Below are 15,308 nucleotides of genomic sequence, written 5' to 3'. Positions count from 1 at the left end.
GTGAAACTATTTTTGACTATCATTTATCGTAAGTTTAGCAAATATCATCACATGGAGGGCTTTTTATACCATCAATAAAAAGCCCAAAGGTTTCATATGAAACCTTTGGGCTTAGTTCAATACTAGCTAATTAGTTAGACTGTTTCTTAATCGAACAAATCACCGATTTTCTTGAAGAATGACTTCTTATGCGGCGACTGTTGATGCTTGCTATCGTCATCCAACGTGTCTTGGAATTGGCGTAGCAAGTCTTTTTGCTCACGAGTCAGATTCACTGGTGTTTCGATAACCACACGACAAATCAAATCACCTTTCATGGTAGTACGGACTGGCGTTACGCCCTTGCCGCGTACACGCAGTAACTTACCGCTTTGCGTACCTTCTGCCACTTTGATTTTTACTTTGCCATCTAAGGTTGGGATTTCGACTTCTTTGCCTAATGCTGCATCAGTAATGCTTACTGGTACATCCATATATAGGTCAGCGCCTTGACGGGTAAAGACATTGTGCTGTTTGACGCGTACTTCGACATATAGATCGCCGTTTTGTACGCCAGCGCCGCCTGCCTCGCCTTCGCCTGCTAGACGAACGCGATCACCATCATCGACGCCTGCAGGGATAGAGACTTCTAACGTGCGTGATTTGTCTTTTACGCCGTTACCATGACAGTCTGAACAAGGGTTTTTGATCTGTTTACCAGTACCGCCGCAATGAGGACAAGCTTGCTGTACCGCAAAGAAACCTTGCTGCATACGTACTTGACCTTGGCCATGACAAGTCTGACAGGTAACCACATCAGAAGCATTTTTTGCCCCTTTACCATCACAGGTATCACAAGGCGCAGGAGCCGTGAAACTGATTTCTTTTTTGCAGCCACGTACGGCTTCTTCTAATGTCAGCTCAATCACATAACGCAAGTCAGAGCCGCGACGCGAACGCCCACCACCGCCGCCACGCTGCTGACCGAAGATATCACCGAAGTTACCAAAGATATCGCCAAAGATATCTTGGAAGTTACCGCCACCTGCGCCGCCGAAGCCGCCGCCACCCATGCCGTTTTCGAAGGCTGCATGGCCCATACGGTCGTAGGCCGAACGTTTCTCTTCGTCGCTCAATACTTCATAAGCCATTGAAGCTTCTTTGAATTTGTCTTCCGAATCAGGATCATCAGAGTTGCGATCTGGATGGTATTTCATGGCAAGCTTACGGTAGGCTCGCTTAATTTCTTTGCTGTCAGCGGTCTTGCTGACACCTAATATTTCATAAAAATCGCGCTTACTCATGCTCTCTCCTATCGTCTTTACAGCCACACCAGCGCGTCAAATAATCAGCTCAATTGATAATTGTCTTAATCTTATTCATGACTCTTAGCTATCGGATATGTATAGCGTTTCACATGAAACATCACAACTCACCATGCTATAGAACCATAATGCTTAGACTTAACCAACAAATACGGTGAAGGCTGCTTAGCCAAATCAATTATAAAAAGTTTGCGCTATTTATGGAGATGGTCTGCTGATTTATCAAGCTCTTAAATGATGAAATTAGCAGTTGGCATCGCTGCGGCAAAAGCCAAACGATTCATTAAGGTTACTGCAAAGCTTTTCGTACCTGAGCGGTGCCCAGTCGTGCTAATATTTACCGCCACATCTACGGTCATTTATAATCATAGTGATGACGCTTGCGACAAGGTATCAAGTCTTATGAAAAAGCTGGTTATTCTATTAATCATAATTGCGGTAGCAGTATATGCAGGCTCGCCTTATTACAGCGCTTATCAGCTCAAAAACGCTTATGACGATAAAGACGGTGCCACTATCGCAGCGGCTATTGATTATGAGCAAGTGCGACCAAGCGTCCAAAATCAGCTAACCAGCCAATTTGCGACGACAATGACTAAGTATCCACTAATTTCTGAATTGGGCGGTGAGCCGTTGACCCAAGCCGCGAATGGTTTTATCGCGCAGGCAGTTGAAGGTGCTATCACTCCGCAGAATATCGAAAAGGTGATTAATACCCAAGGTCAAGCCAATACAGCAACCAAAGAGCTAGCCGCAGCATGGGCCATCGCTAGCGATCAAGTTGACTTGAAAAACCTAATTCAGAGCTTAATCATTCAGCGCGGTGATGTCGATGCCGTGGTCAAAAGCCAAATGCAGCAAGTCATGAAAAAACAAGCGGCAGAACTTGAGCAGCAAGTCGCCCAAGGCAATGACAGCGAAAAGCCAACGTTGAGCTACTGCGGTATTAACTGCTTTAGTATTAGTGGTCAGGTAAAAGGCTACCCTCTTACTATCGAGATGCAGCGTGAAGGGCTTATCAATTGGAAAATCGTTGATATCGTCTTACCATAAATTATTTAAGACAGCTTCTGATATGCAAAAACGTCTGAATAGAACCATAAAAAACCGCCTTATAAATGATTCATAAGGCGGTTTTTTTACTTTGTTTAGCAGTCCAATATCTTAAGTTTTTGAACTGTTGAAACACTTAACCATACCAATCAATTATTCAACACCTAAGAATTCTAAAAATTCTGGACTCTCAAAACTCGCCTGATACAGCACGCCATCTTCACGATAGATGGCAGGCGTCGCCATTACCGCGAGTCCAGCTGCTTTTTCACGATTGGGTGTCACATGGTCAACTGTACAACTTTCTGATGCAGGTGTCATTTCACCCTGTAGCATCGCCTTATCAAATGCCTGACGACGACTGTCTTTATCCGCTTGACACCAGATACCGCGCATCTGCTTCGGTGACGCCTCATATATCGGATAGCCGATGACATTGACCGTCACACCTTTTGCATTGAGCGATGGCATTTGCTGATGCAAGCGGCGGCAATAAGGGCAGTTCACATCATCCGCCACATAGATAACAGCTCTCTCAGTAGTGGTTGCTGGATAAGTAATCAGCTGGCTTTTATCCAATGACGCGAACACAGACTGGTTTTTACGTTTTTCAAAGTTCTCATCGAGGCCGATAAATTGGCCGTTTTCGATGACTGATATTTCACCATCGGTAATATACTGCGCATCGTCCGATAGTAAAAACGGCACCCCTTCTAGCGTTGCTCCCCAGATAACACCCGGTACTGCGGTATAAAAGAATGGCGTTTTAGCGCTCATGTTCTTAAGCGCAGCCATATTTGCTAGCATGTCAGACTTGACACTCGTATTGACAGGTTCGCCTACCTGCGCACTCGTGCTACGTACTGGTGTTTTAGTCACTACCCGTTTGCTTGGGTTTTTCTGTAGCTCACCCTGAACGACGTAACGACCATCTTCGGTGATGTGCAGCGGCAACTGGCCGGCCAAATTCACTTGATACATATTAGGCAGTTTGGATGGCACAATAGAAGTAATCTGTGTTTTGATGCCTGCTTGGGTCAGTACTTGGCGCAATCGCTTATCGACAGTCTCACTCACTGTTTGAACTGCTTGCGAATTTGTAGTGCTTTGCGTTACGTTATTACTGTTGGCATCCGCTGAACTTGGCTGAGCGCAAGCAGTGGTTGCTAATAGTATGACGCTGATTAGACTAATGGACTTTAATACAGGTAATGTCACAGAGAGATTCCTATCCGGTTTTTAATAATGGCAGTTTTCAATATTAAGACCAATTCCAAAGCTATTACTAACTCAAAGGTAGCAATACATTTTCTGATTAGTCAGATTTTTAGAGTTGGTTTAAGGGTTGTCTGTCATAAAAATATAGATAAAAAAGACTGTAGCATATGGGATAGTTTTGCAAAGCACTAAATGGCTAATGTCGCAAAACTGCTACTTGGCTTTAAGAGATAGGCAACACAGGTAGGTAGTAGACATAAATACAATATAGCAGACCGCAAAAAGCAGCACACTGGGTAGCGGCTGCTAATGGGTTTAAAACGATAGTTTCAAGACAAATACTAAGGCCAAAGCTTAATAGTTTCAGTGCTCATTTATTAAAACTTGGCAACTTCTTCTGGCGTTAAGAAACGACTGTCGCCTTTTTCTAGGCCTTCTAGATTGATGTGACCGATACTGGCGCGGTGCAGCTCAGTGACTCGATTACCGAAGTAACCCATCATACGTTTGACCTGATGATATTTGCCCTGCTCTAATGTTAGGCGTGCATGTTTTTCATCGATGAACTCAAGAACAGCAGGCTTGGTTGGCTCGTAATCCCCTTCAAGCAAGATGCCTTCAGCCACTTTCTTAACGGCTTTTTCTTGTGCATCACTATCCATTGCATCTGCCAAAGTCAGCTCGTACACCTTTGCATGCTCGTGCTTAGGACTGGTGACACGGTGCAGCCAGCCACCATCATCACTCATCAGTAACGCACCAGTAGTATCAACATCGAGACGTCCAGCGATACGCAAGCTACCCAATTCTGGTACAGCAATCAGTTCGGTGACGATTGGATACTCTTTAACTTTTAGCGTGCATTCGAAACCTTCAGGCTTATATAACAAGATATAGCGATTGCCAGCAGCAACCGACAATGGCTCGCCCGCCCACATCACATCATCATTGACGACATCGACATGTAGACCAGGATCTTTAACCACTTGATCGTTTACGGTAATCTCGCCGGCGTGCATGATCTTTTTTGACTCTTTACGCGACAGCTCGGTGGCTTTACTAATGAATTTATCTAAACGCATACTATTTACTACCATCGGTTTTATTATACCAGCCCTAAATCAGAAACTAACGACGCCAGCACTCAGCCGTGAGCGGCTCGTTATCTTCGATGGTTAGAAATGGTACTATAATGAAAAATTAAATGAACACTGTGCTCAATACAAAAGCCAGTGAAAGTCAGACCAGTTTAACATATCCAACCTAAGCCTGATGAAATATGAGCTATCAAACGTTAAAACGTGCCGTTACTACGCGACTCGAAATTAAAAAATCTGAGTTTATCGCTTACGCCTATCCGGTGACCTCTCGCGAGCAAGCAATGTTTCACGTGGAACAAATGCGCGCGCAATATCCCGATGCACGGCATTTTTGTTGGGCATACATCATCGGTGATCCAGATAATACCACCAGTGCCGGTTTCGATGATGATGGCGAGCCAAGTGGTACGGCAGGCAGGCCAATATTAAATGTCCTTCAGCATAAGTCGATCGGTAATGTGATTATCATCGTGGTGCGTTACTTCGGTGGTATCAAATTGGGTGCTGGCGGTCTCACCCGTGCTTATGCGGGCTCTGCTCAAGCGGCCGTCGACGAGATGATATTGAACCCTTATGTACCGATGACCCAGATTCAAATACTGGCAGAGTTTGCGACCGAAGCGCAATGCCGCTATATGATAGAGATCCTTGGTGGTCATATCGACGATGTCGCCTACAGTAAGCAAGTGACCTTAACCGCCACACTCGCTAAAGCAGATGTCGAAAATTTAAAAGCGCGCTTAGCAATGGATGGTCGCGTATTGGACAATTCAGAAGACTAAAAATTTCTGATTAACTACTTATCGGCCGTTTTAGATAGTTCTTTTTTCAGTATATTTATTCGTTAGCTTTTTCAGTAACTGTTTCTCGGTTAATAATTTTTAGCACCTACTTCTCAGTAACTGCTTTCAGTAGCTGTTTTCAGTAATCATGCGTTCACTGAAAATTATTGGTTTTCACAGGTACTGGCGTTATGATAAAAAAACCTTACCACGCTACTCTATTTGTTTTTCCACGATTATTAAATAAGACCAATATATGTCAACTTCAACCAAACCTTTTTCTCCAGCACCTTTTAAGCCGCCATTTTGGCTAACCAATCCACATCTGCAAAGCATCTTGCCTAAGTTTTTTGCGCCAAAGGCACCAACCTACCGCCGCGTGGTCGAAAAAGACTCATTGGACGAGAGCGATATTGCTTATGACTTCTATGATGCGCACCCTGTAGAGGCATCAAAAGATGGTGAGCTTGAGCAAACCCCATTGATTGTCCTCTTCCACGGCATGGAAGGCAGTAGTGACAGTCATTACGCACGCGCACTGGCGTACCAAATGCATGCGCAAGGATGGCATTTTGTGGTGGCACATTTCCGTAGCTGCGGTGGTATTCCTGCTAGTGGCACAGTATTTTATAATGCAGGCGACACTGACGAGGTGCATCATGCGCTACAGAATTTGCGTGAGCAATATGCCAATATCTATGCCGTTGGTGTCTCATTAGGAGGCAATGCACTGGCCAAATACATGGGCGAATATGAGGACAATGTTCTTTGTAAAGGTGCAGTGGTTATCTCCGCGCCAGTCGATATGTCCTCAGCTGCCATTACTATGCACAGCTTCTTGAGTCATCGTATCTATACGCCTTATCTGCTTAACCCAATTATCAAAAAAGCATTGGCAAACGATCTCACGCAGGATGAAATCAACTCTATCAAAGCTGCCAATCGTATCAGTGATTTCGATGACATCTTTACCGCGCCGCGTCACGGATATCGCTCCAAAAACGACTATTACCATACTGCATCCGCCATGCCGTATTTGCGCAACGTCACTCACCCTCTGCTATTAATCAGTGCAAAGGACGATCCGTTTATTGGCTTTACCGCGACACCAAATGATGTCTCTGAGAGTGTCACTATCTTAGATACTGAGCACGGTGGGCACATCGGTTATCTACGTTATCGCTCAGACAACGGTCATTCCAAAAGCAAATCGTCTGTCACCAATGATAAAGAGTCGAAGACTTCAAAATTCGATATTAACTGGATACCTGAGACGGTCAGCGCTTATTTTAATTGGATTGGTGTGGCTTCTACTAGCGAAACATCTCAAGATGTAGTCTCTAACAATAAATAATTACTGTCATCAATGACAAAATAATAACGCCAATGTTTATAACCTTTTGAGAGTGTTTTATGTACCCATTTATCCGTTATGCTAGCACCATTGCTCATGCTGCCTTAAAAGAAAAAAAGGGCGACACACTGACATTTAAAGATACCAGTGAGATTCAGTTTCGCTGCCGCTTATCCGATATAGATAATTTTTTGGAGATGAATAACGGCCGCGTATTTACGCTTTATGATTTGGGTCGTATGGACTTTGCAGTACGGACTGGTCTTGGCAAGCAGTTGTTAAAACAACGCTGGGGTTTGGTCATCGCTGGCAGCACTATTCAATACCGTAAGCGTATTCGCGCCTTTCAGAAAGTCACGCTCAAGACCAAAATCGTCGGTATCGACGCGCGCTGGCTGTATATTGAGCAATCTATGTGGGTCAAAGGACAGCCCTGCTCATCTGGACTACTGCGTACGGGTGTGACCAAAGGTGGCAGAGTGATCGACACGGCACAAGTACTAGCTGCACTTGGCCAATCTGACTGGGATCTACCGCCAACGGGTTACGTGGCTGAATGGATCAAAAGTGATGCTGATCGTCCGTGGCCACCTGTCGATACAGCTGACTAACTTAACTTTGTAAGCTAGAAATCCATTACTTTTAACTTATTTAGCAGATAGTACAAGCAAGCAACCTTATAGCTACTATTCCATAACAACTCATTATATAAATACATATAATAAATATTAGGATAGGAGTGAGTACATACTCAGACAAAACAAATATAGTCTTATAAGGAGAATAATATGGCTAATACAACAAATTATGTCGGTACGTTATTTGATAATAGCGAGTCAAACCCAAGCAAAATTACCTTAGCGTTTACCATGGCAGGCGTGGCACTGAAAAAAGGCCATTCTGCTACTGTGATATTAATGGTGGATGCCGTACATCTGGCAAAACCAAACGCGCTAGACAATGTAGATATCGGCGATCCGTTTGAGCCAGCTGGTGAGTTACTAGAAGCCTTTATCGAAAAAGGTGGTCAAGTATTGGTCTGCGGCGCTTGCATGAAACACAACGGTGTAGAAGAGTCAGATATCGACAAGCGCTTTGAAGTAATTAGTGGTGATGATGTGGTTGAGCTACTGATGAATGCGAAAGGGTCGTTGCAGTTGAATTAAAATATAAGCAAAATCAGTTAATAAAGTTATAAGAATGGGTCAGTTTTCTTAAATACCTTAAAAAGGGTTATCAGTTTGAACTGGTAACCCTTTTTGATTTACCCTGCTGTTAACTCACTAGGCAAATGTTTTAGTAAATGCTGATGGCTATCACGATTGAACTGTAGGTAATTAAGAGCTTTTTCTTGAAAGTTGCCTATGTCGAAGTTTCTATTAGCTATAGTTTTTAAGCCTTTATCATTAATCACAAATAATGCTCTATCATAATCTTGACTATCTATAATATCTTGTAATTCAATTTCTCGAGTATCATGCCACTTGTCGATATTGATATTATCCGTAAAATGGGAATAATGATTTTTGACTTCGTCTCGTGTATTCCCTTTAGAAACATGAGAGCTTTTAAAATAGTAATTTATTTTGGCAGATATATAGTTTGCGACTTGTAGCTCTTTAGTATTAGACAGCTTTTCTATTACGGCTCTTTTTATAGTAGAAACCACATCTCCATTACACATCATCTGCCTACTAAAATCTCTTAGAAAGCCTTCGTCAAATAGTAAGTTTTCAACTTCTGACACGTTCAATGAAAACACGTTTTGAGCTTGTAGACTTAATAGCCTATCAGGATCATGGTGATCTGAATCGATCAAGCCGAATGACTCTGCTGTCTTGTTAGGTAGCTCGTTAAACGCTTTTGTATAATTGATAACATCGAAGCATGTTTTAACTGGCGTAATAGTGAAGTTCGGTAATAAAATATTATAAATTTTCTCATCGATTTTACCACTTTCGCTTTCACAAAATAGAATACGTTTACGGCTACCTAAGAGTTTCAAAAGTAAGGCTTCAGGAAGCTCATTACTTGGTATGTTTTCTATCTCCCATTTATCAGGATGATTGAAAGATTTTATCCATACTTTTTTAGCAGTGTTTCGGCTGGTAGCAAACTCTAAATCATGAGTAAGATAGACAAATATACAATCCTCTCGCTCTGTTTCTAGGATATCCCACAGCTTACTTAGAAGTGTTTTATGGAGATATATTTCTGGTTCATCAACAATAATAAAACCATCCTGAGGTGCTTGTAGTACATGTGCTATATAGTATAAAACAACTTTTTCACCATCACTCATTTGATATGCAGGATAACTATCTTCAGAACCTTTAGTTTTGAGATTGATATTAATCCCATCAGAGCATTCTAAAACTCTATGATCAATAAGTGAATTCCAAATTTCTATAGCTTTAATTAGCTTAGATTCTGGCACACTACAATTCTCTCCGTTTCTCACAGACTGGACATATTCGTTATTTAACGTATTATTTTCTGATAACAAGTTATTCAACAGAACTTTAAACTCGTTTTTGATTACATCAGTTTCTGGAGAATAGTTAGAATCTGAAACTGACTTGAATCTAGTAGATTTTTCATGAGACTGTGACTCTTGTAAGTCTTTTGTAGTGTCAATCGGGTTAGTAACATTCTTAAAAACAGGAATGATTAGCAATTTTTGAGCCGAAATTGTCATTGCGGACTTTGGTAAGTACTCTTTTAATTTTGCTGATAAAGTAGATTTACCGCTACCATTTGCACCTATTGCTACGATATTATTATGGAAAAAGTTGAACTTGCTAAATAGTTCTAGGTTGAAATTTGCTATCTTTAAAGCGTTGTTAAGTTTATTCAGTACATCAAAGTAGTGATCCTTAATAAAAGGTTTCTGTTCTTCTTTAACATCTTTTGTACTTATACTTAGCTCCGGTTTAAAAGCATCTATAATTCTCAAGCTATCATCAACAACTTGGTTTCTGTAATTTATTTTTGACGAAAATATTTCAGTTTTCAGGCTTTTCAACCTTGCAAAATATTGCTCAGCCTGTTCAAACAGTGGAGAATCTGCATTACAATATAAAGCTAACTCTTTATTTTCTAAGACTTTCGTATGAGAAGCATCGAATACTTTAGTTAGTGCATCATCATAAGACATTTTGAACTCCTAGATTTTATATACAAACACTTTAACAGCTTCAATAAAACATTAGGATAGTTTTTCAAATGCAAAAACCCACCACCCTATTTAGCAACTAAATAAACACTATCTTACGTACTGTTCGCCCAGCTCTGTTAAAGTAAGTCATGCAAACACCTTAACAAAAGGCTACCCGTCATGACCTTACTTGATACTCTAAACTTAACCTACCCTATCGTTCAAGCACCAATGGCAGGAGCAACCACACCTGAACTGGCAGCGACGGTCAGTAACTTTGGTGGACTGGGCTCATTAGGGTCTGGTATGACCGCGCCAAATGTTTTGACCAGCCAAATTGATACCATTAAATCGCTCACCGACCGTCCGTTTATGATCAATCTCATGGTATTGTCTGAGCAAGAATCTACAACCTTTGATACCGAAATTCCCGCTTGGCTAAGTCAATACTATCAAGACAATAATATCGAATTTGCACTACCTGAACGCCCAGCGCAGAGCTTCGCAGAGCAGCTACAAGTGCTCTATGACAATCCCGTTCCTGTTGCCAGTTTTACCTTTGGCATTATCAGTGCTGAGCAAGTTCAGCGTCTGCAAAGTTTCGGCACACGCGTCATCGGCACTGCCAATCATCCACTAGAAGCGAAAGCATGGGCAGATATTGGCGCAGATGCGGTATGTGTACAAGGGGTCGAAGCGGGTGGACATCGCGGTGGTTGGTTACCGCAAAGTGAAAGCGATCCATTGGGATTATTGACTTTGATTGCCCAAACGCGCGCCTGTACTGATATTCCTTTGATTGCAGCAGGTGGCATTATGACAGGACAGGATATCAAGGCAGTACAAGCGGCAGGTGCTGAGCTTGCACAAATGGGGACGGCGTTTTTGACCACTGACCAATGCGGTATCAATGATACTTATAAACAAGCCTTACTCGATGCCAGTCACAGCAGGCGCAGCTCAGAGACACGCTTAACTCGATTATTTTCAGGTAAGCTCGCTCGTGGTTTATTAAACGATTATCTACGTGATTTTGCTCAATTTGAAAGCGCTGACGAGCTACCGCCCTACCCACAATTAAATGCCATGTCCAAATCTATGCGAGCTCATGCCTCTAAAAATATGGATGCAGAACATCAATCTTTATGGGCAGGACAAGGGGTAACTTTAGTCAAACAAGAGAGCACGTTTGAACTGCTTGAGCGACTGGTAAAAACGTTATAGGCTTAAAATATTTTTATCAGTTCGCACTACTCTAATAAAAAATCTACCGCCGCCGCTGCATGAATCGCTGTGGTATCAAATACAGGTATCGGGCTATCAGCCTGTTTAATAAGTAGACCAATCTCTGTGCAGCCCAAGATCACACCCTCTGCCCCTTGCGCTGCCAAATCTTTAATCACTTGACGATAATACGCTCGTGAGCTGTCTTTAAATTCACCGACACACAGCTCTTTTTTGATAATGCGATGTACTTCTGCTCTCGCCTCATCTTCCGGTATCAATACTTGTAAACCCGCATCAATAAGACGCTGCTTATAGAAATCTTGAGTCATCGTAAACTGAGTACCAAGCAGGGCTATTTTGGTGAGATTTTGTTTTTTGATAGCATCAGTAGTCGCATCAGCGATATGAGTCAATGGCAAGTCTGTGGCGGAGCGCACGTCATCGACCAGTTTGTGCATCGTGTTAGAGGCAATCATGATTCCTTGTACGCCAGCTGCTTGTAGACGCTGAGCGCTGCTAGCCATTATCACGCCTAGCTCGTCCCATCTGCCTTGCTCCTGTAACGTATTGATCAACGCAAAATCCACACTATGAATCAACAAATCTGCTGAATGTAGTCCGCCAAGCTGTTGCTTGATACCTTCATTAATCAGACGATAATAGCTCTCGGTACTCTCCCAGCTCATACCTCCGATGATTCCTAATGTTTTTTGTTGAGAGCCTCGTTGTTCTTGAACTGCCATACTATACTCCTAGTTGTTTTTGGTCTTAGTTATAGTAGGTTATCGTAGCAAAATCGACTGTTGAGAACGCGCTATTTTTAGAGATATTCGTTTTAGAAATAATCTCTTCAAAAAGCTTTAAAACGCTGCTTTAAAGACAATAATCATATTAATAACATATCGCAAACCCTACCATTGATAATAACGATTTTACCCGTTCGGCATCACGGAGTATGATGAACACTGATAATTATCACTTCATTTACTACAACTACTCATTACCTGACTATTATATTTATACCGTATGCCCGCATCATAGGCTGGGCGTAGCTAACACTATGTAGGACAACCGAATACTATGGCCAACTTCCCCACTATCAGAATACGTACGCGCCGCAAATATTACCGCCTTATCTTTACAGGCCTGATGGCGATGATGATGTCACTGATTATCTCAACAGCCCTATTGGTGGTCAAACAAGGCTTTATCGACGGATTTTTTATGGAGTTGATGCATTCATGGGGACTGGCCTTTATGTTTGCATGGCCAAGTGCATACATCTGCGCCTATCTAGTACAAGAGCACGTACTGAGTAGGATAGAGTTTTATTAAACAGTATCGATAGCTATCATCATTCTAAGCCATAGTCACTCTGAGTCATCATCAGTCTGAGCCATCGTCATTCTAAGATAGTTTAGATATAAGGCAAGCTAGTCAAAGTTCTACAGAGCATAGACTGAACTGGCCTAATGCTGTATCCCATGTATATGAGCTTGGCTATCTAACGCTAGAGAATATGACCGATGTAAGCCAAACTTTCTATAACAAAATTCCGTTAGCGCAAATGTATCCGACTCCTAGACGACCAGTCTATTTTTAAGTATAGTGTCTTTGTTAGTCGATAACCTCTAAGCATCATTATCATGGTATCGTTTCTACTAGAAGAAAAAATACATCGATGAGTGATCTCAATGACATGATGTTTATAGTCGGTTATTCATACACTTATACATAAATTAAATCATAAATATATAAAGGAAATCATTATGCGTAGTGCTACTCATAACAGCTTTGGCAAACCTTCTGACGTATTGAGCGTTGCCGACAGTCCCATGCCGCAGCCAGCTGCCAACGAAGTCCGTATCAAAACCATTCTTTCCCCTATTCATAACCATGACTTGCTAACCGTAAGTGGTCAATACGGCTATAAGCCTGAGATGCCAGCCATCGGTGGTAGTGAGGCGTTAGGTATTATCGATGCTGTGGGTGATGACGTCACAGACCTAAGCGTCGGCCAACGTGTGGCGTGCGCTAGTGTACACGAGACGTGGGCAGAGTATTTTGTCGCCCCTGCCAGCATGGTATTTAACATGCCTGATAGTATTGAAGATGAGTTGGCTGCCCAACTGATTGCTATGCCGCTGTCTGCCCTAATGCTATTAGAGTTCCTAGAAGTAGATAAAGGTCAATGGATTATTCATAACGCGGCAAACGGCGCTGTTGGTAAAACGCTTGCGATGCTAGCAGCAGCACGCGGTGTAAATACGATCAATCTCGTACGTAGTAAAGACGCGATAGAAGAGCTGACCTCGCTCGGTATTAAAAACAATGTCGTCACCGCTGATGATGACTGGAAAGACCAAGTTCGCGCTATCATCGGCGATAACAAGATCACAGCAGCCGTCGATTCAGTCGGTGGTGAATCGAGCAACGAGCTACTATCGTTACTTGGCAGCAAAGGCACGCTGGTCTCATTTGGTATCATGTCAGGCAAACCAATGGCACTAGACGCTGGCAGCCTGATCTTTAAGCAAGCTATCGTCAAAGGCTTCTGGGGCAGCAAAACCAGCCAAGAAATGGATCTGGACAACAAGCAGCGTCTGATTGATGAACTACTAGAGCGCGCGACCAACGGCAATCTAAAATTACCAATTGAAGCGGTTTATGGGCTTGATGAGATTACCAAAGCCGTCTCAGGTGATGTGCAATCTGGCAAAAAAGGTAAGGTACTATTAAAACCTTAGTACCTTTAAAGTACTGTTAAAACTATAATTTACACACTAACCTTTCAATGACTATTGTCATCAGAGGTAGCATAAAATAAGAAGAAGCCCGTTTGTATTTATCCTAAAGTACAGTGGGTTTTTTTGCTTTAGTGACTTTGCAGTCATGAGATAATGAAGCATGCGATAGTTAAGCCATGACTCATGAACATAAACAATAAAACGTAATAGGGATATCACTATGTCAAACGAGAAAACGTTTAAAGCCTTAGTCGTTGAAGAAACTAACGACGGCGAATTCAAAAAAAGCATTCAAGAGCGTAAAGTCAGTGACTTACCAGAGAATGACTTGCTCATCGAAGTGCATTATTCATCATTGAACTTCAAAGATGCCATGTCAGCCACGGGCAATAAAAGAATCACCAGAAACTATCCGCATACCCCTGGTATTGACGCGGCAGGTGTCGTCGTCAGTGACAAATCAGGCACGTTTAGCGCAGGGCAAGAAGTGTTGGTATTCGGCTATGATCTCGGCATGGACACCGCAGGCGGGCTTGGCCAGATAATCTCGATACCCGCTGATTGGGCGATAGCATGTCCAAAATCATTAACATTAAAAGAAGCGATGATATACGGCACAGGCGGTTTGACAGCGGCTTTGAGCATTCAAAAATTAGAAAAAATGGGCGCAAAACCCAGTGATGGCCCAGTCGCGGTCACAGGAGCCACGGGCGGCGTCGGTAGTATCAGTATCGCGATATTAAGTCAATTGGGCTACGAGGTTATCGCCTTCTCAGGTAAGCCTGAACAAAGCGATTATCTAAAAGATCTTGGCGCGAGTGAAGTCCGTCATCGCGATACGATCAATGAAATCGGTAGCAAACCTATCGGCCGTGAGCTGTGGGCCAATGCCATTGATACGCTCGGTGGCGATTATCTAGCTAATTTGCTCAAGCAAACCAAAGCGGGCGGTGCAGTGACCAGTTGCGGCCTAGCGGGCGGTGCGGAGTTTTCGATGACGGTCATGCCATTTATCACCAGAGCAGTGTCATTATTGGGTATCGATTCGGTCTATATTCCATTGGACGATAAAAAGGCCATTTGGGAGCGCGTTTCAACCGATATGAAATTGCCTGACCTTGAGAGTTATGCTGAAGAAATTATCCTTGAGCAAACGCCTGAATATTTAGATCGCTTTATTTCGAGTAAGGTGGTTGGGCGTTATGTAGTGAATGTGCGGGGGTAGGATTTAGGTTTTTAACAGCTAAACTTTGCAAGCCGTAACGGTGCTCTTTACTTTGGAGAGCACCGCTATTTTTTTAGATTCACATCATAGGCTTTTATAAACTCCAAAACTTACAATTAAAGGCAAGAAACAGAACAACTG

General features: G+C 42.6%; 14 protein-coding genes. 9 read left to right on the top strand and 5 right to left on the bottom strand.

Annotation, left to right across the window (positions count from 1 at the left end):
- Nucleotides 1-146 precede the first annotated feature (146 nt).
- On the bottom strand, nucleotides 147-1,283 hold the full coding sequence (gene dnaJ, locus ACS8FA_RS15175; protein ID WP_057757637.1) for a molecular chaperone DnaJ: 1,137 nt from the start codon (nucleotides 1,281-1,283) through the stop codon (nucleotides 147-149).
- Between the two features lie 255 nt (nucleotides 1,284-1,538).
- On the opposite strand from dnaJ, the gene ACS8FA_RS15170 reads away from it, so the two are divergent.
- The gene (locus tag ACS8FA_RS15170; protein WP_227526630.1) at nucleotides 1,539-2,357 is read left to right on the top strand and encodes a DUF2939 domain-containing protein; all 819 of its coding nucleotides are present in this window, start codon (nucleotides 1,539-1,541) and stop codon (nucleotides 2,355-2,357) included.
- Between the two features lie 153 nt (nucleotides 2,358-2,510).
- Here ACS8FA_RS15170 and ACS8FA_RS15165 read toward each other — a convergent pair whose 3' ends face one another.
- Complete coding sequence (locus ACS8FA_RS15165) at nucleotides 2,511-3,575, bottom strand: disulfide isomerase DsbC N-terminal domain-containing protein (protein WP_439264607.1); 1,065 nt, start codon at nucleotides 3,573-3,575, stop codon at nucleotides 2,511-2,513.
- Between the two features lie 377 nt (nucleotides 3,576-3,952).
- Nucleotides 3,953-4,657, bottom strand: coding sequence for a pseudouridine synthase (locus tag ACS8FA_RS15160; protein ID WP_057757631.1), 705 nt, complete (start codon nucleotides 4,655-4,657; stop codon nucleotides 3,953-3,955).
- Nucleotides 4,658-4,854: 197 nt separating this feature from the next.
- Between ACS8FA_RS15160 and ACS8FA_RS15155 the strand changes: the two genes are divergently transcribed.
- The 4 genes from ACS8FA_RS15155 (at nucleotide 4,855) to ACS8FA_RS15140 (ending at nucleotide 7,977) form a co-directional block, all read left to right on the top strand.
- Nucleotides 4,855-5,457, top strand: coding sequence for a YigZ family protein (locus ACS8FA_RS15155; protein ID WP_439264609.1), 603 nt, complete (start codon nucleotides 4,855-4,857; stop codon nucleotides 5,455-5,457).
- A 256-nt stretch (nucleotides 5,458-5,713) separates the two neighbouring features.
- On the top strand, nucleotides 5,714-6,811 hold the full coding sequence (locus ACS8FA_RS15150; RefSeq protein ID WP_439264611.1) for a YheT family hydrolase: 1,098 nt from the start codon (nucleotides 5,714-5,716) through the stop codon (nucleotides 6,809-6,811).
- Between the two features lie 59 nt (nucleotides 6,812-6,870).
- Nucleotides 6,871-7,422: an acyl-CoA thioesterase gene (locus ACS8FA_RS15145; protein WP_439264613.1), complete on the top strand. Its 552-nt coding sequence runs from the start codon at nucleotides 6,871-6,873 to the stop codon at nucleotides 7,420-7,422.
- Between the two features lie 177 nt (nucleotides 7,423-7,599).
- Nucleotides 7,600-7,977 (top strand): DsrE family protein, encoded by a 378-nt coding sequence (locus ACS8FA_RS15140; RefSeq protein WP_134292833.1) that lies wholly within the window; start codon nucleotides 7,600-7,602, stop codon nucleotides 7,975-7,977.
- 98 nt (nucleotides 7,978-8,075) lie between these two features.
- On the opposite strand, the gene ACS8FA_RS15135 is transcribed toward ACS8FA_RS15140, so the two are convergent.
- Entirely contained in the window at nucleotides 8,076-9,968 is a 1,893-nt protein-coding gene (locus ACS8FA_RS15135; protein WP_439264615.1) for an AAA family ATPase, read from the bottom strand.
- 180 nt (nucleotides 9,969-10,148) lie between these two features.
- Between ACS8FA_RS15135 and ACS8FA_RS15130 the strand changes: the two genes are divergently transcribed.
- Nucleotides 10,149-11,192 carry an NAD(P)H-dependent flavin oxidoreductase gene (locus ACS8FA_RS15130; protein WP_439264617.1) on the top strand — a complete coding sequence of 348 codons (1,044 nt, stop codon included), beginning with the start codon at nucleotides 10,149-10,151 and terminating at the stop codon, nucleotides 11,190-11,192.
- A 26-nt stretch (nucleotides 11,193-11,218) separates the two neighbouring features.
- On the opposite strand, the gene ACS8FA_RS15125 is transcribed toward ACS8FA_RS15130, so the two are convergent.
- Nucleotides 11,219-11,938 carry an aspartate/glutamate racemase family protein gene (locus ACS8FA_RS15125; protein WP_439264619.1) on the bottom strand — a complete coding sequence of 240 codons (720 nt, stop codon included), beginning with the start codon at nucleotides 11,936-11,938 and terminating at the stop codon, nucleotides 11,219-11,221.
- 337 nt (nucleotides 11,939-12,275) lie between these two features.
- Here ACS8FA_RS15125 and ACS8FA_RS15120 point away from each other — a divergent pair, with 337 nt between their 5' ends.
- From ACS8FA_RS15120 to ACS8FA_RS15110, 3 genes are all read left to right on the top strand, one after another.
- The gene (locus ACS8FA_RS15120) at nucleotides 12,276-12,530 is read left to right on the top strand and encodes a DUF2798 domain-containing protein (RefSeq protein ID WP_102078218.1); all 255 of its coding nucleotides are present in this window, start codon (nucleotides 12,276-12,278) and stop codon (nucleotides 12,528-12,530) included.
- 434 nt (nucleotides 12,531-12,964) lie between these two features.
- Entirely contained in the window at nucleotides 12,965-13,942 is a 978-nt protein-coding gene (locus ACS8FA_RS15115) for a zinc-binding dehydrogenase (protein WP_439264621.1), read from the top strand.
- A gap of 220 nt (nucleotides 13,943-14,162) precedes the next feature.
- On the top strand, nucleotides 14,163-15,167 hold the full coding sequence (locus ACS8FA_RS15110; RefSeq protein ID WP_439264623.1) for a YhdH/YhfP family quinone oxidoreductase: 1,005 nt from the start codon (nucleotides 14,163-14,165) through the stop codon (nucleotides 15,165-15,167).
- Nucleotides 15,168-15,308 lie beyond the last annotated feature (141 nt).

Origin of the sequence: Psychrobacter sp. 1Y1, from assembly GCF_051847395.2 — a bacterium.
Lineage (GTDB): Bacteria > Pseudomonadota > Gammaproteobacteria > Pseudomonadales > Moraxellaceae > Psychrobacter.
This window is presented reverse-complemented; position numbering and strand designations above follow the sequence as displayed.

Excerpts from the sequence above, each read along its gene's own strand:
- dnaJ (WP_057757637.1), bottom strand. The coding sequence starts at position 1,283 with ATGAGTAAGCGCGATTTTTATGAAATATTAGGTGTCAGCAAGACCGCT.
- ACS8FA_RS15170 (WP_227526630.1), top strand. The coding sequence starts at position 1,539 with ATGATGAAATTAGCAGTTGGCATCGCTGCGGCAAAAGCCAAACGATTC.
- ACS8FA_RS15160 (WP_057757631.1), bottom strand. The coding sequence starts at position 4,657 with ATGCGTTTAGATAAATTCATTAGTAAAGCCACCGAGCTGTCGCGTAAA.
- ACS8FA_RS15155 (WP_439264609.1), top strand. The coding sequence starts at position 4,855 with ATGAGCTATCAAACGTTAAAACGTGCCGTTACTACGCGACTCGAAATT.
- ACS8FA_RS15150 (WP_439264611.1), top strand. The coding sequence starts at position 5,714 with ATGTCAACTTCAACCAAACCTTTTTCTCCAGCACCTTTTAAGCCGCCA.
- ACS8FA_RS15145 (WP_439264613.1), top strand. The coding sequence starts at position 6,871 with ATGTACCCATTTATCCGTTATGCTAGCACCATTGCTCATGCTGCCTTA.
- ACS8FA_RS15140 (WP_134292833.1), top strand. The coding sequence starts at position 7,600 with ATGGCTAATACAACAAATTATGTCGGTACGTTATTTGATAATAGCGAG.
- ACS8FA_RS15135 (WP_439264615.1), bottom strand. The coding sequence starts at position 9,968 with ATGTCTTATGATGATGCACTAACTAAAGTATTCGATGCTTCTCATACG.
- ACS8FA_RS15130 (WP_439264617.1), top strand. The coding sequence starts at position 10,149 with ATGACCTTACTTGATACTCTAAACTTAACCTACCCTATCGTTCAAGCA.
- ACS8FA_RS15125 (WP_439264619.1), bottom strand. The coding sequence starts at position 11,938 with ATGGCAGTTCAAGAACAACGAGGCTCTCAACAAAAAACATTAGGAATC.
- ACS8FA_RS15120 (WP_102078218.1), top strand. The coding sequence starts at position 12,276 with ATGGCCAACTTCCCCACTATCAGAATACGTACGCGCCGCAAATATTAC.
- ACS8FA_RS15115 (WP_439264621.1), top strand. The coding sequence starts at position 12,965 with ATGCGTAGTGCTACTCATAACAGCTTTGGCAAACCTTCTGACGTATTG.
- ACS8FA_RS15110 (WP_439264623.1), top strand. The coding sequence starts at position 14,163 with ATGTCAAACGAGAAAACGTTTAAAGCCTTAGTCGTTGAAGAAACTAAC.